We start from the raw sequence: 19,575 nt of genomic DNA on the forward strand, positions 1-19,575 counted from the left end.
CCGACGTCAGGAGCGGTCCGCCGTTGCGGGATGACAAAAACTATCATTCACCCTCACCAGCATGCAACCCATCCAAACGCTTTCTTCCAAACTTCCCCGCGTCGGTACCACGATTTTTACCGTCATGTCGAAACTGGCGGCCGACGTGGGGGCGTTGAACCTGTCGCAGGGATTTCCAAGCTTTCCAGCTGACCCGGCGTTGCTTGACCTGGTGACGAAAGCGCTGCGGGCGAACCACAACCAGTACGCGCCGATGGCAGGTGTACCGGTGCTGCGCGAAGCCATTGCGCAGAAAACCGCTGATGTTTATGGCATCAATTACAATCCGGATACAGAAATAACCATTACATCGGGCGCGACCGAAGCGCTGTACGCCGCTATTACAGCAGTGGTGCAGCCCGGCGATGAGGTGATCGTATTCGAACCCGCCTACGACAGCTACGTACCGGCGATCGAGCTGGCCGGAGGCATACCCGTTTACATCACCCTCACCCCACCCGACTATGCCATTGACTGGACGCAGGTAGCGGAACAAATGACAGAACGTACCCGGCTGATTCTGGTCAATACACCCCACAACCCTACCGGCCGCGTCTGGACAAGGGACGACCTGGACCAGTTGGCCGACCTGATCGGCGACCGCGATATCTTCGTGATTGCTGATGAAGTCTACGAGCATATCACCTTCGACAGACGGCCGCACGTGTCGCTCATGCAGCATCCAGTTTTACAGGAACGCACGTTTGTGGTTGGCTCCTTCGGGAAGACGTTTCATGTTACGGGCTGGAAAATTGGCTATTGCCTCGCTCCTGCTGACTTAACAGTCGAATTTCGGAAAATCCACCAATTCCTGACCTTCAGCGTGTCGACGCCGATGCAGTATGCGCTGGCCGAGTACCTGCAACAGCCTGAACGGTATCTGGAACTCCCGGCTTTCTACCAGCAGAAGCGCGATCTGTTCCTGCAAGCCATCGCCGGGTCCCGGTTCAGGTACGTTCCTACCGAAGGTACGTTCTTCCAGAATGTATCCTACGAAGCCATCACCGACGAACCGGACTACGACCTGGCAATTCGCCTGACGAAAGAAATCGGCGTGGCGTCTATTCCCGTTTCTGTTTTCTACGATCAGAAGAATGACTATAAGATTCTTCGCTTCTGCTTCGCCAAAGACGACGATACGCTGCTCCGCGCCGGCGAACGATTGGTAAAATGGACAAATCTGTAGATGGCGTATCCCCCCACCCCCATACTATGACACCGCGCATTCAGCCACTGCCCGAATCGGCCGCTTCCGATGCGTTGAAAGCGGCTTGGGCCAGGCACATCGATGAGTATCCCGGCTCGCGGATTACCAACATGAAAGCCACGCTGAGTCATTCACCGCTGGCGTTCGACGTGTACATGCAATGGTATCCGCTGTATCATGCCGTAATCGGCATTGTCGGGGAGCGGTCGGCGTATTTGTTTGCGCACGCGATTTCAGAAGCGAGCAACTGCCCGCTTTGCACTACGTTTTTCCGCAAGATCATCATTCAAAACGGTGAGCGGCCCGAAGACCTGCACCTGACCGACGACGAGCAGCACCTGCTTGACTTCGGCGCCGCCATTGCCCAAAACCGGGGTGACGTACCTGACGAGGTCTACGACCCCATCCGGCAGCGGTTTTCGGCACCGGAAGTCGTTACCCTTGTTGCCTTCGCCGGGCAGATGATCGCCACGAACCTGATCAATAACGTGCTGCATGTCAGCATTGATGAGTACCTCTACCCTTATTTGCCCTTAACCCAATCTTCCCATCATGCCTGACTTGTCTACAAACCGGACCACCCCTAAAGTCGCCTTCATCACGGGTGCCGCCCACGGACAGGGCCGGGCCGTAGCGCTGGCGTTAGCTAAAGAAGGTGTCAATATCGTTGCGTTCGACGTCGCCAAAAACCTGACGTACCCAGCCTACACCTTCGGCTCAGCCGATGAACTGACGCAGTTGAAAGTGGATGTGGAAGCCTTAGGGGCGGATTGTTTGCCCGTGACGGGCGATGTGCGAAACGACGCCGACGTGACCCGCGCCGTGGAGCAGGCGATGGCTGAATTCGGGCGGATCGACATCCTGTTCAACAACGCGGGTATCTGTGCCTACGGGCTGGCCCACGAACTCACCGAAGACGCCTGGGATGCCATGCTTGACATCAACCTCAAGGGTGCCTGGCTGGTGGCGAGGCGCGTTATTCCGGTGATGATGGAACAGAAATCGGGCGTTATCATCAACAATTCAAGCATTGCCGGTCTACGGGGCATGGGGCGATTAAGCCATTACGCCGCCTCTAAATGGGGGCTCGTCGGCCTGACTAAATCATGGGCTATTGAACTGGCACCCTACAACATACGGGTCAATTCCATACACCCAACGGGCGTCAATACGCCCATGAACGACGGACTGGCAGCGTTGGAAGGCACCACCACGCAGGAAATTGCCGAACGGTCGGCGGGAAATTTATTGCCGGTTCCCTGGGTTGAACCAGAAGACGTGTCGGCGATGGTGCTGTATCTGGTCTCCGACGGGGCACGCTACATCACTGGTTCCCAATTCGTGCTCGACGCAGGTTTGCTGACGCGTTAATAGCTATTTCTCAACGTACCTATGCGCATTAAATCGCTTGAACGACTACGGCAGGAAGCCGCGGCTAGTGACTCATCGACCCTTAAACGATCGCTGGGCGCGTTCAACTTAGTAGCCATCGGCATTGGCGTCATTATCGGCGCGGGGCTGTTTTCCCTCACAGGCATTGCCGCCGCCAACCACGCCGGGCCAGCCGTGACACTTTCCTTCGTGGTGGCCGCTGTGGGTTGTGCGTTCAGCGCCCTGTGCTACGCTGAATTTGCCGCGATGGTACCTATTTCGGGGAGTGCCTATACGTATGCCTACGCCACGCTGGGCGAACTCTTCGCCTGGATCATCGGCTGGGACCTGGTGCTCGAATACTCCGTCGGGGCGGCTACGGTGGCTATCAGCTGGTCGCAATACCTCAACCGGTTTTTGGGAAACTATGGGCTGCACGTCCCCCCTCAACTCATGCTGTCGCCGTTTGAAACGGCAACCGGCGCCGATGGGTCAGTCGTAACGGGCTTCATGAACGTACCTGCGGTACTGATCGTAGTGCTCATCACCAGCATCATCATTCGCGGTACGTCGGGTTCGGCTATTTTCAACGCTATCGTTGTAACGCTGAAAGTGCTGGTCGTACTCGTCTTTATCGCCCTCGGCTGGCAGTACATCGACCCGGCCAATTACCAGCCCTATATTCCGGCCAACACGGGTACGTTCGGTGAATACGGCTGGAGCGGGGTTTTGCGGGGCGCGGGCGTCGTGTTCTTCGTCTTTATCGGCTTCGACATTGTGGCCACGATGGCGCAGGAAGCCAAAAATCCGCAGCGCGATATGCCCATTGGTATCATTGGCTCGCTGGTAGTCTGCACCATCCTGTTCGTCTTGTTTGGCTACGTCATGACCGGCATGGCCAACTACACCGAGTTTAAAAACAGCGCGGCTCCGGTGGCCATTGCCATTGAAAAAACGCCCTACCGCTGGTTAGGGCAGCTCATCATCGGCGCCATTCTGATCGGCTACACATCCGTCATTCTGGTCGATCTGCTGGGACAGTCGCGGGTATTTTTCTCGATGAGCCGCGATGGGCTGCTGCCAAAGGCATTCTCTGAGATTCATCCCCGGTTTCGTACGCCCTGGAAAGCCAACGTACTGCTGTGCGTTTTCATCGGCCTGTTTGCCGGTTTTGTACCCATTCGGGTGGTGGGTGAAATGACGAGCATCGGTACGTTGCTGGCCTTCGTGATGGTCTGCATCGGCATTCTGATCCTGCGCAAAAAACAGCCCGACGCCCCCCGCGCTTTCCGTACCCCCTGGGTGCCCGTGGTGCCGATTCTGGGCATCCTGACCTGCCTCGTGATGATGGTCTCCTTACCCGGCGACACCTGGTTGCGGCTCGTGATCTGGCTGGCGATTGGCCTGGTGATCTATTTTGCCTACGGCAAAAAACGCAGTAAACTGCATCTTTCATCCGAGAACGATGATTTGGATCACCCGCGAACGTCCGAAGATTGACCGCATTGCCTGCCCCTGGCTCATCCGCCGCTTTATCGACCCCGAGGCCCAAATTGTGTTCGTTCCCGCCGACGATGTACTGAGCCAGGCCGAGGCCCTGGGCGCAACGCCCTTCGACGTACCCGGCGTTGAGTTTTCGCATTACGGCACCGACTGTACCTTCGATTATTTCCTGAAGAAGTACGACCTCCGCGACCCGGCTCTGCACACCATGGCCCCCATTGTGCGCGGAGCCGACACCGACAACCACGCCCTGGCCGAGCAGGCAGCCGGACTCTGGGCCATCTCAGCGGGGCTGGCGTACAACCTGCCAAACGACGAGGAATTGTTGGCTCAGGGCATGGTCCTCTACGATGCGCTCTACAGCTGGGCAACGTACCTGCAACACGAAAAACACACGCAGAACCCCACCGAAAACCGCCTGATTCAGGTGATGGCAACGTACCTGGCCGCGCAAAAAACGGCCCGTAAGCGAACACCCGCCTGGATCAGCGAACTCGAATCCCTGATTCAGGACCATGTCGACACGAACTTAAGCATCAGCCTCAAAGGCATTTCGGAAGCGGTGCAGCTAAATCCAACGTACCTGTCGCGGGAGTTCGCCACCCACTTCGATAACCTGACCTTCGGCGAGTATATCCGGAAACTACGCATCGAAAAAGCCATTCAACTCCTCGATCAACCCGACCATTCGCTGCTCGACATTGCCTATCTGACGGGCTTCTCCGACCAGAGCCATTTCACCCGCGTCTTCAAAAAATTCGTGGGCAAAAGCCCGTCGGCCTACCGGAAAGAAGGGCAGAAAAGTAAAGAATCGGCCAAAGGTTAATTCTGTTCTATGCCAATGTAATGTGGGTTCGTAGCCTTGCAACCGGGTTTGGTACGGGTACGCCGCAACCAGCCCGTTCAACGGTATGTTAACCATGCTCCACGCCTACTCCACCCTTTGCCGGGCTGTGTTTTTCCGGCCCATCTGGCTGCCAACCACGAGCCTACTGTTAACCCTGGTTACATTTGCAACGTGCGCCCAGCAAACACCCGCCCCGCACGACTATCCGCGCATGGTGCTGTATCAGGGTATTCTTCACCCGATCGTAACGTTCAGTCAGGATGCGCCGGTGGTCAATTTTAAAAACTTTTACCAGGTGGGTTTTCCTGTCGGAGTCAACATCTGGAAAACGGCCAACATTGGCTATTCGCTGGAAATCGTGCCGTTTATCCGATCCGAAGCGGGTGTCAGCCGGGTCAACAATGTGTTGTTTCATCCCGGCGTGCTGGTGGGGCTGGGTAAAGGGTTTACGCTCGCTAATCGGCTGGCGTTTGAAACCGGTGGGCGCTATGGGGTTACGCCTGTATTGAACAAAACCTTCCGCAGACCCGGCCCAGTGAATTATTTCTTGGCCGTGCCCATTCCGGTACGTTTCGGGAATGACCGCCCTGCTACTATCACGCTTGGTTTCCAGTTTGGCCTTGCTTTCTGACGTGTTGAGATGAAGCGGAGTACCAAGCGCGGCTCACTCTCTTTCCCAGTTTCCTGATCGATCAACAGCATCTTTTCCGTTATTTTTTCAGACAGATTCCCACAGTATTTCCAGCGAGCGTTTGATAAGCGGACTAGTAACAGTTCATACACAGGCAGTGCGTTTTATACGAACGGCTTATTTGATCGCGTGTTTATCAAAATAGGTTCGCATAAATAGCATCTGGTAAATCACGGCATTATTCCAATAGGTCCAGTTATGAGCCCCCGGTCGGGTAATGTAGTCGTGCGCAATGTTGCGCTCCAGTAGCTTTTCATGCAGGTTATTATTCACCCGAAAAAAGAAGTCTTCCGTTCCGCAGTCGATGATCAGCGACAAGGCCCCCGGCGTGAGTAGATAAAGAAGGTTAATGACCGTGTTCTGTTCCCAGCGCTCCGGAAACTGACTATATGCCCCTAATCGCTTAGCCATGTCCCAGTTATTGGGAAACGGCCGAATGTCTACGCCGCCACTCATGCTGCCCGCTGCTCCGAACACATTCTGGTGTCTGAACGCCAGATACAAGGCCCCATGTCCGCCCATACTCAAGCCGGTAATAGCGCGTCCAGACCGGTTTTTGATGGTTTTGTAATGGTTATCAACCCAACTGACCAGTTCATCGGCCACATAGGTTTCGTAGCGAAATGATGGATCGGCGGGGCTATCGAAGTACCAGCTACCAACGTTCCCATCCGGGCAAACAACGATCATCTGGTAGGTGTCGGCGGCTTTACCAAGCCCGGCTACTTTCTTTGGCCAGTCACTGTAGTTACCACCATACCCATGCAATAGATACAGGACGGGCAATTCCTTGCCATCGGCATACGAATCGGGCGTGATCACGACGGCCTTGATTGTCTTGTTCATCGATGCGCTGGTTGTTGCCACCGTATCAATTTTCGACGCTTGTCCCGGTTGGTTAAATACCAGTACAAAACTGACTATGACCAAGGCGCGAATGATGGCCAGCATTGACATCTGTAACATATACTGAGTTGGAGTAAGTTGATTAAATGCTTCACTCTAGTAAGTCCGCCCAAGGTGAAACTTACGCAGTCACCGGTATAATTAACTAGAATTTGCGGTGTTGCTGACAGGCAGTCAGACCAATGTGCATGCGCAGTGACTAGTCAGCTGGTAGTGCCTGAATCAGTGATATGATTCGAGTACGACTGTACCTTTTTTCCGTATCCGTATAGGTAACAAACGGAAAACCCTCCAACTCATCAAGTAGTAGCGGGGCCAATCTGGCAGGCCGGACGGAACTCGCTTCTGCTTAAGCCATTAGTCAGACCAGAGGCATACAATAGCCTTAATTAATCGTAGAGGCGGCTTCTTTTTTTGACTGATTGGACGCGGTTAAGTTAGTATAGCCACTCAGTAGATTTTAAACGCTATCTACCTACTGTGCTCCATCTTTATCTTAGTAATGTATCAAATAGCCAATTATATGAACCAAAAATTACTTCTTCTTTTCCTGTGGATACTGGCCACCGCCAACACCTGGGCGCAGACCGGGCCGTCGACGCTTCTGCCTTCTCCGCGCCGGGTGGCCGGGCCGATGGCTCAACCGGTAACCGGCAACTGGTCGGCCCGGCAGGCCGCCGCTACGACCATTCGCTATGTCAAAGCGGGCGCCTCGGGTACCGGCTCATCCTGGAGCAATGCGTCGGGGGATTTGCAGGCCATGATCGACGCGTCGGCGTCAGGCGATCAGGTCTGGATTTCAGGCGGTATCTATAAGCCAACTACAGCAGGCTTATCAGATCCGCGTACGGCCACTTTTTCGCTTAAGAACGGGGTGAGCGTACTGGGTGGGTTCACCGGAGTCACTGGTACGGAGGGCAACATTGCTACACGCACGGCCATGCCTTCGTCCACTACTATATCTGGAGACATTGGTACAATTGATGACAATAGCGATAACAGCTATCACGTGATCAGAAATGAAGGAAATGGAGTAACCAGCTCAGCCGTTATTGATGGGGTTACCATTACGGGCGGGAACGCAAATAGCAGTTCCTCTTTTAATGGCACCTATGGGGGAGGTATGTTCAATAATGGGGGAAGCCCGACCATCAGCAACTGCTTATTTACCCAAAACTATGGCAACTTCGGCGGGGGGCTGTGCATTAGTTATTCGTCGGTAGTTCGGGTGACCAACTGTTATTTTTTGAACAACTCTGGAGTTATTGGGGCATTCTACGAGGCGGAAAATACGAACTCAGTCGTCACAAACTGCCACTTCGAACAACATAAGCCAGCGCCTTTCAGTTACGTGACTAGCGGTGAGATGGCCAGTACGTTGATCAACTGCACTTTTCGTGACAATAGCACAGCGGTTTACACACAGGCCCCTGCAACGGCCAACATAACCAACGGGCTGCTGTGGAACAACGGGGGGAGCAGTGCCCTACAGGGTCCCGGCATTACGGTGAGCTACTCGCTGTTGGAGCCAGGGACTACCAACTACACCGATGGGGGCAATAACAGGATGGCTACATTCTCGCCCTTTGAAAACGCGGCGGGTCCCGCCCTCAAATCCTGCGCCCCGGCCATCGATGCGGGTAACAATGCCGTCAATACCACCACCACCGATGTGCTGGGCAATACCCGTAAGGTGCGCACCATTGATATAGGGGCTGCTGAGTTTGGTGGCACCACCACCCAGGCGGCCACCTTCAGCGACCTGAGTCAGTCAGCCGCTGCCGTCTGCGTGGGGCAGAGTGTCACCTTGACCGCTACTCTGACTGGTACGGGGCCTTTTACGCTGGAGTTGTTTCGCGATAATGTGAGAATCAACGGCCCAACTACTATTGACGTTTCCGCCCGCATTGCGGCCAGTCCGGCCATTGGCCAGAGCGGCTCCTACCAGTTCGTGGCCACCAGTGCCTGCAACAGCGTGACCACTACGTATGCCGCCATTACGGCTAACCCCTTGCCTACTAGGTATACGGTGAGCGGGGGCGGGGCCTTCTGCGCCGGGAACACTGCCCCGAACGTGGGCCTGACTGGCTCACAGACGGGCGTCAATTACCAACTCCTACGGGGAACTACCCCCGTAGGCAATCCCGTGGCCGGTACAGGCAGCGCCCTCAGCTTTGGGCCTCAGGCCACGGCGGGCACTTACACCGTACAGGCCACCAACGCTACCACCAGCTGCCAGCAAACCATGACGGGGTCGGTGACCGTGACCAGTAACCCCCTGCCTACACAATTCGCCCTGACCGGCGGCGGTGCGTACTGCGCGGGCACAACGCCCCCCTCCGTCGGCTTGGCTGGCTCGCAGACGGGTGTTAACTACCAACTGCTACGGGGCACGACCCCGGTGGGTAGCTCTGTAGCGGGAACGGGGCAGGCGTTAAGCTTCGGCGCCCAGGCCACGGCAGGTACGTACACCGTACTAGCCACCAACGCTACCACTACCTGCAGCCGGACCATGACGGGCTCCGCCACAGTGACGGTCAACCCCACGCCCGTTCTTACCATCACTACTCCGCCAGCGGTCTGCGCCCCTACTACTGTGGACCTCACCCGGTATGTGACCAGTGATATTCCCGCCACGATCCGCTTCTTTACGGATGCCGCGCGAACCCAAGCCGTAGCTACGCCCGCCGCCGTCGCCACGGGCGGCACCTACTACGTGCAGGCCACCACTGAACAGGGCTGCATCAGCAATGGCAGCATCGTGGTGACGATCAACCAACCGCCTATGGTGATCATCACCCCCTCGGCCCTGACCGGCTGCGCGGGTACGATCATCACCCTATCAGCGCAAGGGGCCGACCGCTACGTCTGGAACACGGGAGCCACCACCACCTCGATCCCCGTCACCGCCACCGGCACGGGCGTCTACTCGGTGACAGGCACCATCACCAGCACGGGCTGCTCGGCTACCGCCAGCCAATCCATCACCATCTATCCCCTGCCCAACGCCCCCAGCTTGCTGACCCAGACCGGGCAACGCTACCCCGGTGGGCAGTCCAGCGTGAGCGTCGATGTCAATTCGGGCAACGTTAATCTGGTCGTGGGTGGCTGTAATGGCACCATCAACTGGACGGGACCAGCGGGAAGCTCAGGTACTAGCAGTCCCATTGTCGTATCGACAGACCGGGTAGGCCAGTTTGTGTACACCGCCACCTGCACCAGTGCTCAGGGCTGTACAAGCTTGCCGACCAGCGCCACGGTGACCGTGCAGGGCCGCTTGACGGTGCTGCACCGGGACGTGGACAACTACGCCGACAACAACGCCATCCAGCCCCTGCTGGTGCTGCAAAACCAGGGTAACAGCGCCCTGCCCCTGTCGCGCCTGACCTTGCGCTATTACCTGACCGTGGAGGGCAACAGCGCCCTGAGCAACCTCTCGGTGAACTACGCCCAGGTAGGCAATGGGAACGTACGCCTTCGCTACGTACCGCTAACGCCTGCCCAGTCTGGAGCCGCTGGCTACGTGGAGGTGAGCTTTACGGCCGGGGCGGGCAGCCTGGCAGCCGGGGCCAGCTCGGGACCCATTCAGGCGTACTTTGCCAAGAGTGACTACGGCTCACTCTTTGAGCCCGATGACTACTCGTATAACCCCCTGCGCGACCAGCTCACGGCTACTCAGCGCATCACAGCCTATTATGACGGGGTGCTGATTGCCGGTATCGAGCCAGGAAGCACCGCCCAGGTACGTTCGGTGCGGGCACTGACCGAGAGCCGCAACGGCCCCTCGGCTACCCAGATCAACACCGTGCTGGAGGTGCGCAACGAGGGTACGGTGGCCATCAGTTACAGTGATTTGCGGGCGCGCTACTACTTTACCTCCGATGGCGCCGAACGCCTGCAGGTGGAAGTCGATGAGGGCAACGTGAGTGCGCAACTGGTGGCGCTGAATCCCGCGGTGGCCGGGGCGAATTACTACCTGGAGATTCGCTACAACCAGGGGGGGCAACTGGCACCGGGTGCTAGCACGGGTGCCGTCCGTTACCGCATCAGCAAGCCCGATGGGGGGCGCTTTGACCAAACAAATGATTACTCCTACCAGGAGCAGCCCGCCGAGCGCAGTCAGAACAGCCGGGTGACGGTCTACGTAGGCCAGGAGTTGGTGTGGGGTACCCCTCCCTCGGGAGCGGCCCGGCTGGCGGCTGGCTTGGCCAATGAGCCCGGCACAAGGCTAACGGTAACGCTGTTGGGAAACCCCATCGCTGGCGACGTGGTGGAAGCGCTGGTGGGGGGAGCCGCTGGTCAGGCCTTAACACTGCAACTAACTGACCTGCAGGGTCGGGTAGTGGCTCGTCAGGGGATCGAAGCGGCTTCAGCCAGTGAGCGGGTAAAGCTAAGCGCGAGCCAGGCGGCGAGCGGCATGCTGCTTCTGCAGGTGAGCACGCCTACCCAAACCCAGACGGTGAAGGTGCTCAAAGGCCAGTAGTAGTGTGATAAGCCCAGTGCGAACAGCCTGCCCAGAACTGGGCAGGCTGTTTTTGCGTAGAGCCACTTTGGAACTTGATTCCATCAAACTGTTGCCTGGTTCGGGCGTGGTGTATCAGCTGAACGCTCATCAGCAGCCCGAAACCCAGTTACGGCAATTACCAGGAAACTACCCGCGTCAGGATGCTCTGTCTGCAAGCGGTGATCAGCCAAAATAAAGCTAAAGAGAGGATCTAAGCCCGTTAAAAGGGTGTCCACCTACTCAGTAAGCGCGGGGAGGGGCGCTGGCTTTACGCTATTATGCCTAGTATTGGGGCATGAAGCAACTCTTATACACCAACCCGGCGAATGTAACCGCCCTGATCGCCCGCCTGGCGCTGGCCATTACCATCTTTCCCCATGGCGCGCAGAAGCTACTGGGCTGGTTCGGCGGCAATGGCTTTGCGGGGACGATGAGCTTTTTGACGGGGGCGGCCGGACTGCCCTGGATAGTGGGTCTGTTAGTCATCCTGATTGAGTTTTTTGCGCCCCTGCTGCTGGTACTGGGTCTGGCCACCCGCCTGGCCGCCCTGGGCATACTGGGTAATTTTATTGGCATTGTGCTCAGCGCCCATCTGCACAGTGGATTCTTTATGAACTGGCAGGCGGAGGCGGGCAAAGAAGAGGGCCTCGAATACTTTATTCTCTTGTTCGGTTTGACGCTGATCAGTCTTATTGCCGGGGGGGGCAAGGCCAGCGTAGACGCGCTGGTTAATCATAATCGTCCGTAGGCTACAGGGCAACTGAAACAGTACGGTAAGTAGTTAAAGAAAGGCGAAACTGACTGACAGGTAACTGCCAGTTGCCTGTTGATTGAAGCCTCCCTGCGTTGACTACTGCATTCCAAAATTGCAGAAGGTCGACCGGCTATTTGCTCTGTATCAGTCGGGGGCTTACCCTTATTCTCCTCAGACTTACATCCGTGACGTGATCGCCCCACTAATTGGCATTGAGGGCCACCTGACGGTTAAAATCGCACGTAAAACAGCAGCGAACATATTCCACGATAATGGATTAAGCGTATCACAGGTTAGCCAGGTTCTTGGTCACTGTAAGGTAGAGACCACCGAGCGCCATTATTTTCGAACCCCAGCCCAACCGGTAACCAATGGCCTGAAAAGCAGTGGTATTACACGGCGGATGTAGCTTTAATGAGCGTCAACAAATAGGCCGCGGGTGCTACTGTCTAAAACTATTTGTAACCTAGTTGTGACTTATTGATCTGCAAGCGGTCATATAGGCGTGACTACCAAAAAAATCTCCATCATTCACACGCCAGGAGCACTGGTCAACCTGCTCACTTGGTCAGTAGTGTTGCTTTGCTCGCTAGCCACTGCCTGGGTATTGTGGCGCATCGTTGGCGGCTGGCTTTAACGTTTGCCGGCCTTGCACACGCTGCCAGTACGCAGGTAAACGGAGAAAGCCCCTCATAGCGAGGGGCTTTCTTGTTATATGGCAGTCGAATCATACTATTTGTATTTGAGTCATTACGTTGCCGGGAAATAGAAAGAGAGACGAATAGTTAGTAAGAAAGTCTCAAATAAGTACACCTTCAGAATTGGTTTGGGAATTGGGATTCCTCAAGTTGTCCTTGACACCATACCGCTGGGATCGGAAATCAAGTAGTAGGTGGTGGTCGGTTTCTGGCTAGTCGATTAAGGCAACAAAGCCGTCCGGTTGCTCAGGCGGCCTTGTTGTGCATGTGAGCTATAGCTATATAGCAGTGGCCTATTTGTTAATCGAGTGATAGGCCAGTCGATTATGGTAACTGCCCCTGTATTGACTGGCATTGCCTTGTATCATCACTTGGGAGGTAAGATTGTCGACTTATACCAGTATGATCGCAACATGGCTACGTAGTCCCGCCACTCCTGGGGTTCATCGGGCTTGGTAGTGAATGAAACTGCCCCGCCGCTGTACGCCTCTTTTACCTTAGCCTCGTCGTCAACGCTACTAAAAATAATAATGGGTACTTGCCCGTTGAGTCTTGATCGTAAGCGGGGCAATAGGGCCAACCCATCGACCTCCTGCCGTAGATCAATGTCCAGCAAAATGAGCTGAGGTATAGTGGTTGTCGGATCGTTCAGATAAACCATTGTTTCCCGCGCAGAGGTAGTGCTTATAAAGCTGGCTTCGGGGAATACTTTCTTAGCTGATAGACTCAACAGTTCACTGATGGGCGGTTCGTCGTCAACGACCAAAATAAGGAAAGGTGTATTAGAGGGCATACTATGCGTGATATGATAAGCGAAAGGCTATTCCTGGACCCCTCTCTGCCAAAACATAATCTCTTTTATCGTCTTTTGTTCTAATTATTCCCCCTAAGGCTCATTCTACTATCTGATTGTGTCGATTTGATTCGTAAAAAGTCCTAACCACCCGTAACACTAGTGGTTCATCAGCCAACTGTCGGCCTTGTGTGTCCAATGGGAAGGTGGCTTGTATCTCTTCCAGTTGTGCATGGCTAATCGTTTCATAACCCATGCTGAAGCCCGCAAACAGCCGCTGAGTAATCGGCCGGGTTAAAATACGCTCTACCTGCCGATGGCGGAAGTCGGTTTCAATCCGTTGGTACATGGCCTCTACCTGCTTGGAATCGCCTTCCAGTACCTGAATAATACTGCCTCTCACGTAAAGCATAATGCCCGTGATACCCAGTCGAGTGTTGTTGCGCCTACTCACGTCAAGAATGGGCGCTATTTGCAACTCAAAGGGCTCAACGGCCTGGCTAAAATAAACAATGCATGATTCCATAACGTATTAAGCGAACCTATCTTTTAAGTGATAAAATGGTTAACGAAAGGAAAAGTTTACAAAAAAAAGCAGACCAACACCGTCAGCCTGCTTTTTTTTATTCCGAATCATCCGGTGCAGATCATCTCCGCCAGATGGTCGCTTCCGTTTGTTGGTATCACTCATTGTTTAAGCTAAGCTAGTAATAGCGAGTACATACTGTATCGGCAATGGAAAAATGAAACTACGGTTTCTCATCAGGGCTTTTTAGGAGATTTGTCCATTCCTCCTCCAATTGTCGTATAGCGGTCGAAGAAGGAGAGCCATCAAAGCCTTCAATGGGCAGTGGGATGATACGTGATTGATCCAGTAGCCGTACATCTACTAGCACAAAGCCCGTACCGACAAGATCATTCAGAAAATCGAATCCTTCTTCCAAGCTGAGGATTTGAGCGGAAAATGAACGGATGTCTGTAGGACTAAACAGGGCAGTTATGAAAATAACCATATCGCCTAGTTGAGAAGTAGGTGAAACCAGCGATTAAATTTATTATTACCTATAACGAAGATGCACCAATGTATAAAGCTTCGGCCCAATGTAGCAGTGGCTCTTTATATAACGGAACGAATATGTGATAAGAGGTAGCGTTGCAGATGAGTGTAGACTCCAAGTTTAGTGCGTTAGTAGTTTACTTAACTTTCATGCTATCCCTTTATTGCCGGATTGCGCGGAGAATAACCGTCTAAGAAAAAGGGGAGGCTTAGATAGCGTATGCTTCTTATCGAAAGAGACACTAGCTAAAGGTTGCGCCCAATGAACAATATGTTACTTTATTCAACATAAGGTAATTTACAAAATATAGGCCAGCAAAAAGCCCGACTATGACTAGTTGGGCTTTAGTGTTTCTGATAGAGTAATATGTAAGCCTGCTGCTAAAGGAAGGTTTCAGTTTCTTGAGCCTTATCGTTCCAGCGCTTCATCAAACGTTCCATCAGTTCGTTTGACTCCTGTACAGAGGTGGGTTTAACCATAAACTGGTTTGCTCCCAGGAAAAGCGCTTTGTGTCGTTCCAATTCTCGGCCCGCTGTCGTTATCATGACGATATAGATATGCTGATAAGCCTCATTGGCCCGTATATGGCTCAACGCTTCAAACCCATCCATACGGGGCATGTTGACGTCGAGTAATATCAGGTCGGGTAACACTTGACATTGGGACAAATCATCTAATAACTCTTCTCCGTTTGACAGACTAACTACTTGATGAGTGGGAGCATACTTATAAAGTTGCTGGCGAAACAATAATTGGTCGTCTTCATCATCATCGACCAGGAGAATAATATTGCTTTGTGCTTGTGCCATAGTTGTTAAGCATAACCGCTTTTTGAACAGCTGTGTTTATTGGAAGAACATTTAGAAAATAGATTCATCACAGCAGCCGGGTTCTCATTGTCCAAACAACATCATTGAAATTTACCACAGTATCATTAGTAAAAGCGATAAGCGCAATCGGGCTCATGCCTATTAGAAAACACGAACGCTACTTAACAGAAACAGCCCGGCAACATTCGATTACGTAGACTGTTATACTTATTATTGGGTAGCACCCTTCTTACATGTGAGTAGTTAACAAAAGCCCCAGTCATTGATGAGTTGAGGCTTTTTATGTATTAGTTCGGGCGTATCGGCTTCTTTTGTCAGGTTACTTAGGCAGCTTCTCTTCTGGCTTGCCAAGTTCACGAAGAGCAGTTACACGTCGACGGAAACAACTACCAACATATCGTCTGTCAAATGGACATAGAGCGCCTTCCCCTTTTCAGACGGTCGAACTACGCAGGTGGGATTGATTAGTATGAACACTACCCGCAAGTCCCAACCTGCTTCAGAACTCACCCGTTGGCAGAAAATAAGAGTCCTTGTCGATGGGCTCAATGCCATCACTTGGCTAGTCGACTTAGCCCAGAAGATTGAGGAAGCTTAATAACTCCGTAACAGCTGTCTATGGGTAACGGTATTCCCCCCGAGCAGTGCACCCGAAAAGAGTTAACAGTCTCATTATCAACGGATATAGTATTCATACATTTTCCCCAGTGCAGGACCTCTCTGCGCCCCATGGAACGGTCGTAATTAGTTATGAAAAGCAGGGTATTGGTCTGCTCCTTATATTCTCTACATTTGACTCTTGGCTAATTATGTATTAAGCCGTCAATTAACTTCCTCTCACTTATGGAATCGTGCATTGTCTACTTTAGCCGGGCCATTGAGCCATTCGAAATAGGCCCCTTGCTTGCACAGAGTCAGCGCAATAATACCCGATGGGGTATTACCGGCGTTACCCTCTACGTGCGGGGTAGCGTTGTCCAAGTGTTAGAGGGAGAGGATCAGGTGTTAAGGGCGCTCTACCAACGCATCGAAGCAGACCCGCGACATCACCAAGTCGAACACATTTTGACCCGGCCTATTACCCAGCGTTTATTTTCAACGTGGAGTATGGGCTACGAGACCATCAGCGACTCACAGTTAGAGGAAATACATACAGCCGGTGCCTTAAGTGAAGATGAGTCTACCTTCGGGGAAGAGCCCCTGGTACTACGGATCATTCGTACCTTTTACGAAGCCAACCGCCACAATCAGATGCCTTCTCTCTCCTACTAATTACACTTGTTTTAATCGAATCTTGCCTATAGTAGTTGTACAGGTATGGCAAGAGTTACCAATGAGTGGGATGATCGATCTGATCAATCCGACGAGCAGCAATGGCAAGCGCATCTAGCCTACGAGACCAAAACTCGAATAGCGCTCGAGGCGCAGCAAAAAGAAGAGGAAGAACAGTCGTATCTCTATGAGATCAATCTGACCGACCGGGCCCTGCTGACTGCTCGACACCAGGAGGAGCGCAAAGCGTTGTTACACCAGCACCGGGCCATGCGCATAGGCTTACGCAAAAGCCATGATCAGGGAGAGTAAAGAAATTAACCGATTATAACCTGTAGCTAGGCCGGGGGATATTACCCCTTGCTCTGTACTCATGAATCATTAACTCACTTAGCCTCAGCGGCTACCAATTGTAGGGCGTTTTCTCGACGCGCCCACTCTATACACCCCCAGCGATAGTTGCGACTCGATTAGCCAAGTGATTATCGCTAGCTGACTCCGCGGCTGGACCTGTCGCCACACCCACCCTCATGTAGTGGGCCCTTTTTGCATACCCCCCATAGTATACTAACCCTAAATGAATAACTAACCTAAGGCCTGTTAAGCCATTTCCCTTATTTAGGCTAAGTGTGCCGTATCGAAGTAAAGTTGCAATTTTCACGCAAGTGAAAGTTATGTAGCAAACTTATATTATAATAGCGCAGTTTATATTTTCATTTTGCTATATCATGCGCTATTCCGACCAATCTGATAACGAGTATTCACCCGTTAAAGCTACTGTTACCACCCGGTTACACATCCCGTTTTATGCCTCGCTGATCAAGGCCGGTTTCACCTCCCCTGCCGAGAATTACGTCGAGCGGGTCTGCGATCTGAATGACCTGTGCGTGACCAATCCCGAGGCAACCTACTTTGTACGGGTGGACGGTGACAGCATGAGTGGCGATCGGATTGAGAAAGATGATGTTCTAGTGGTGGATTGTTCGCAGGAAGCGACAGAAGGTAAAATTGTGGTTATCTGGCTCAATGGTGAGCATACCGTGAAACGGATTCACTACGCCCCACCGCTGGTCGTACTGGTAGCGTCCAACCCCAAATACAACCCGATCTACGTACAACCCGATGACAATTTCCGCGTCTTCGGCGTGGTGACCTACGTCATCTTCAAACCACTTTGATCATGCTGGGCCTCGTTGATTGCAATAACTTCTACGCCAGTTGTGAACGTAGTTTCGACCCTTCTCTGATCGGAAAAGCGGTCGTGGTGCTGTCCAATAATGACGGGTGTGTCGTGGCTCGCTCCAACGAAGCCAAGGCACTAAGCATCAAAATGGGCGTTCCCCTTTTTCAGCTGGAGGAACTGCGGAAAGCGCACGAGGTGAAAGTCTTCAGTAGTAACTACACCCTCTACGGTGATATGTCGAGCCGAATCATGTCGATCCTGGGTAGGTACGTTGAGGACGTGGAGGTCTACAGTATCGACGAAGCGTTCATGAACCTGACTGGCTACGAATCGGTGTACCCTGATTTGGCTCAGTTTGCGCAGGATGTCCGCCATAGGGCCCTTGCCTGGACACGCATTCCGGTATCGATCGGCCTGGCACCAACGAAGACCCTGTGCAAGGTCGCCAACTGGTACGCCAAGCGGGAAGCTGAGCATAATGGCGCGTTAGTACTAGATACGCCGGCCAAAATCGAGCAGGCTCTGTATGGTTTCGACGTGGCTGAACTCTGGGGCGTGGGCTGGCGCTACGCCGGTCTACTAAAGCGCAACGGTATTCGTACGGCGGCTCACCTGCGGGACATGGCCGACGACTGGCTGGCAGCAAACATGACGGTGAACGGGCTACGGCTGGCGCATGAACTGCGGGGCCTGAAGTGTAATCTGATCGAGACGGTGGCTCCCGCCAAGAAAGCCATCTGTACGGCTCCCAGCTTTGGGCAGGTCATTCCTGATCTGGATCTGATTCGGCAGGCGCTGACTACCCACGTAGGCAGGGTAGCCGAAAAGCTTCGGAAACAGGACTCAGCAGCCAGCGCCATCACCGTGTTTCTGCACACTAACAGATTCCGAAGAACACCGGGCAATGGACTGGCTGCCAAACAGTATTACGGCAGCCGAACGATTGAACTGCCACACCCCACAGCCAGCACAGCTGAACTAGCCAGTTACGCACAGGCAGCGCTCACGGCCATCTATCGGTTTGGCTACCACTATCAGAAAGTGGGCGTGATGCTGACGGGGCTGGTACCGGCCGACTTTCGGCAGGCCAACCTCTTCAACGATGGTCCTGACGATCGGCAGGTACGGTTGGCTCGGGTGGTCGACAAACTCAATTACCGCTACGGCCGAGATAAGATCCGGCTTGCCGCTGCGGGTTACGATCCGATCTGGCACCATAAGCAACAGTGGATGTCCAGGCGCTATACGACCAGGTGGAAAGATATCCTGAAAGTGAAATAGGGATGAAACTGCACTCCGAAATCGGGCCGGGTAGTCGGGTAAAGATTATAGCTATCAATAAGTACGGTCAAGATGTTTCGTACTACGCTACGGTAATCGAGTGGACAAAGGGCGGTCTGCTAAAGGTTGAATCAGATCTGGTTAGCGCCAGTGGCCGACAGATCAAATGCGTGTCACCTGCTTGCGCCCGATTACTCAGGTAGCATCTCTGTTAGCTTGCATAGCTTATCCAGAGCTGCTACCGTTTCGGATACCCGCCGACGAGAGACCAGTACCATCGCATCGTCTTGGAGACGCAAGTGGACTACTCTTCCCTTTTTTACAATTCGAACTACGTGAGCAGGGTTGACTAATGAGGATTTGCTGACTCGCAAAAAACTTGGCAATTGTCGTTGGTGATGTAATAGCGTCTGGCTAACCAGCAGCGGCCTTGATTGCTGTAGGCTGTAAATGTTGGTATAATTACCATCCCCTTCCAGTCGAATAATTAACTCGGGACGCTTCAATGGCGAGTAACCTGGAAAGTAGATCAAAGTGAGACGGCGATCTGATAAACAGTTAGACGCTGGTAGTAGCTACGGATTACCTAAGCTTTAGGCTTTGGCAAAGTTTATGCACGAGAGATCGCAATGTGTAGA

Annotated in this window: 18 protein-coding genes; 12 read left to right on the top strand and 6 right to left on the bottom strand. The window is 53.3% G+C overall.

Annotated features, from left to right (window positions below):
- The first annotated feature begins 61 nt into the window (after positions 1–61).
- The 6 genes from J2I46_RS23400 to J2I46_RS23425 all read left to right on the top strand — a co-directional run bounded on the left by J2I46_RS23400 (position 62) and on the right by J2I46_RS23425 (position 5,598).
- Entirely contained in the window at positions 62–1,225 is a 1,164-nt protein-coding gene (locus tag J2I46_RS23400) for a methionine aminotransferase (protein WP_207331502.1), read from the top strand.
- Between the two features lie 26 nt (positions 1,226–1,251).
- Positions 1,252–1,806, top strand: a complete 555-nt coding sequence (locus tag J2I46_RS23405) for a carboxymuconolactone decarboxylase family protein (protein ID WP_207331503.1) — start codon at positions 1,252–1,254, stop codon at positions 1,804–1,806.
- Complete coding sequence (locus J2I46_RS23410; RefSeq protein ID WP_207331504.1) at positions 1,799–2,617, top strand: mycofactocin-coupled SDR family oxidoreductase; 819 nt, start codon at positions 1,799–1,801, stop codon at positions 2,615–2,617. The genes J2I46_RS23405 and J2I46_RS23410 overlap by 8 nt, the downstream gene beginning before the upstream one ends.
- A gap of 21 nt (positions 2,618–2,638) precedes the next feature.
- On the top strand, positions 2,639–4,117 hold the full coding sequence (locus J2I46_RS23415; RefSeq protein ID WP_207331505.1) for an amino acid permease: 1,479 nt from the start codon (positions 2,639–2,641) through the stop codon (positions 4,115–4,117).
- Entirely contained in the window at positions 4,083–4,946 is an 864-nt protein-coding gene (locus J2I46_RS23420; RefSeq protein WP_207331506.1) for a chromate resistance protein ChrB domain-containing protein, read from the top strand. The genes J2I46_RS23415 and J2I46_RS23420 overlap by 35 nt, the downstream gene beginning before the upstream one ends.
- 85 nt (positions 4,947–5,031) lie before the next feature.
- Positions 5,032–5,598, top strand: coding sequence for a hypothetical protein (locus J2I46_RS23425; protein ID WP_207331507.1), 567 nt, complete (start codon positions 5,032–5,034; stop codon positions 5,596–5,598).
- 177 nt (positions 5,599–5,775) lie between these two features.
- Here J2I46_RS23425 and J2I46_RS23430 read toward each other — a convergent pair whose 3' ends face one another.
- A complete protein-coding gene (locus J2I46_RS23430) occupies positions 5,776–6,615 on the bottom strand; it encodes an alpha/beta hydrolase (protein WP_374758103.1) in 840 nt (279 codons plus the stop codon).
- A gap of 472 nt (positions 6,616–7,087) precedes the next feature.
- On the opposite strand from J2I46_RS23430, the gene J2I46_RS23435 reads away from it, so the two are divergent.
- Positions 7,088–11,047 carry a cellulose binding domain-containing protein gene (locus tag J2I46_RS23435; RefSeq protein WP_207331508.1) on the top strand — a complete coding sequence of 1,320 codons (3,960 nt, stop codon included), beginning with the start codon at positions 7,088–7,090 and terminating at the stop codon, positions 11,045–11,047.
- A 316-nt stretch (positions 11,048–11,363) separates the two neighbouring features.
- Complete coding sequence (locus tag J2I46_RS23440) at positions 11,364–11,816, top strand: DoxX family protein (RefSeq protein WP_207331509.1); 453 nt, start codon at positions 11,364–11,366, stop codon at positions 11,814–11,816.
- Positions 11,817–12,887: 1,071 nt separating this feature from the next.
- On the opposite strand, the gene J2I46_RS23445 is transcribed toward J2I46_RS23440, so the two are convergent.
- The 4 genes from J2I46_RS23445 to J2I46_RS23460 all read right to left on the bottom strand — a co-directional run bounded on the left by J2I46_RS23445 (position 12,888) and on the right by J2I46_RS23460 (position 15,180).
- On the bottom strand, positions 12,888–13,313 hold the full coding sequence (locus J2I46_RS23445; protein ID WP_207331510.1) for a response regulator: 426 nt from the start codon (positions 13,311–13,313) through the stop codon (positions 12,888–12,890).
- Positions 13,314–13,413: 100 nt separating this feature from the next.
- Positions 13,414–13,839: a BLUF domain-containing protein gene (locus J2I46_RS23450; RefSeq protein WP_207331511.1), complete on the bottom strand. Its 426-nt coding sequence runs from the start codon at positions 13,837–13,839 to the stop codon at positions 13,414–13,416.
- 223 nt (positions 13,840–14,062) lie between these two features.
- Positions 14,063–14,326 (bottom strand): hypothetical protein, encoded by a 264-nt coding sequence (locus tag J2I46_RS23455; RefSeq protein WP_207331512.1) that lies wholly within the window; start codon positions 14,324–14,326, stop codon positions 14,063–14,065.
- A gap of 425 nt (positions 14,327–14,751) precedes the next feature.
- On the bottom strand, positions 14,752–15,180 hold the full coding sequence (locus J2I46_RS23460) for a response regulator (RefSeq protein WP_207331513.1): 429 nt from the start codon (positions 15,178–15,180) through the stop codon (positions 14,752–14,754).
- 864 nt (positions 15,181–16,044) lie between these two features.
- Here J2I46_RS23460 and J2I46_RS23465 point away from each other — a divergent pair.
- The 4 genes from J2I46_RS23465 to J2I46_RS23480 all read left to right on the top strand — a co-directional run bounded on the left by J2I46_RS23465 (position 16,045) and on the right by J2I46_RS23480 (position 18,937).
- Positions 16,045–16,473: a BLUF domain-containing protein gene (locus J2I46_RS23465; protein WP_207331514.1), complete on the top strand. Its 429-nt coding sequence runs from the start codon at positions 16,045–16,047 to the stop codon at positions 16,471–16,473.
- Between the two features lie 45 nt (positions 16,474–16,518).
- Positions 16,519–16,785 carry a hypothetical protein gene (locus J2I46_RS23470; protein WP_207331515.1) on the top strand — a complete coding sequence of 89 codons (267 nt, stop codon included), beginning with the start codon at positions 16,519–16,521 and terminating at the stop codon, positions 16,783–16,785.
- 416 nt (positions 16,786–17,201) lie between these two features.
- Positions 17,202–17,651, top strand: a complete 450-nt coding sequence (locus J2I46_RS23475) for a LexA family protein (protein ID WP_207331516.1) — start codon at positions 17,202–17,204, stop codon at positions 17,649–17,651.
- Between the two features lie 2 nt (positions 17,652–17,653).
- Positions 17,654–18,937 carry a Y-family DNA polymerase gene (locus J2I46_RS23480; protein WP_207331517.1) on the top strand — a complete coding sequence of 428 codons (1,284 nt, stop codon included), beginning with the start codon at positions 17,654–17,656 and terminating at the stop codon, positions 18,935–18,937.
- 191 nt (positions 18,938–19,128) lie between these two features.
- Here J2I46_RS23480 and J2I46_RS33550 read toward each other — a convergent pair whose 3' ends face one another.
- Entirely contained in the window at positions 19,129–19,470 is a 342-nt protein-coding gene (locus J2I46_RS33550; protein ID WP_207331518.1) for a LytTR family transcriptional regulator DNA-binding domain-containing protein, read from the bottom strand.
- Between the last annotated feature and the right edge of the window lie 105 nt (positions 19,471–19,575).

It is taken from the genome of Fibrella forsythiae (assembly GCF_017353175.1).
Classification (GTDB): Bacteria; Bacteroidota; Bacteroidia; order Cytophagales; family Spirosomataceae; genus Fibrella; species Fibrella forsythiae.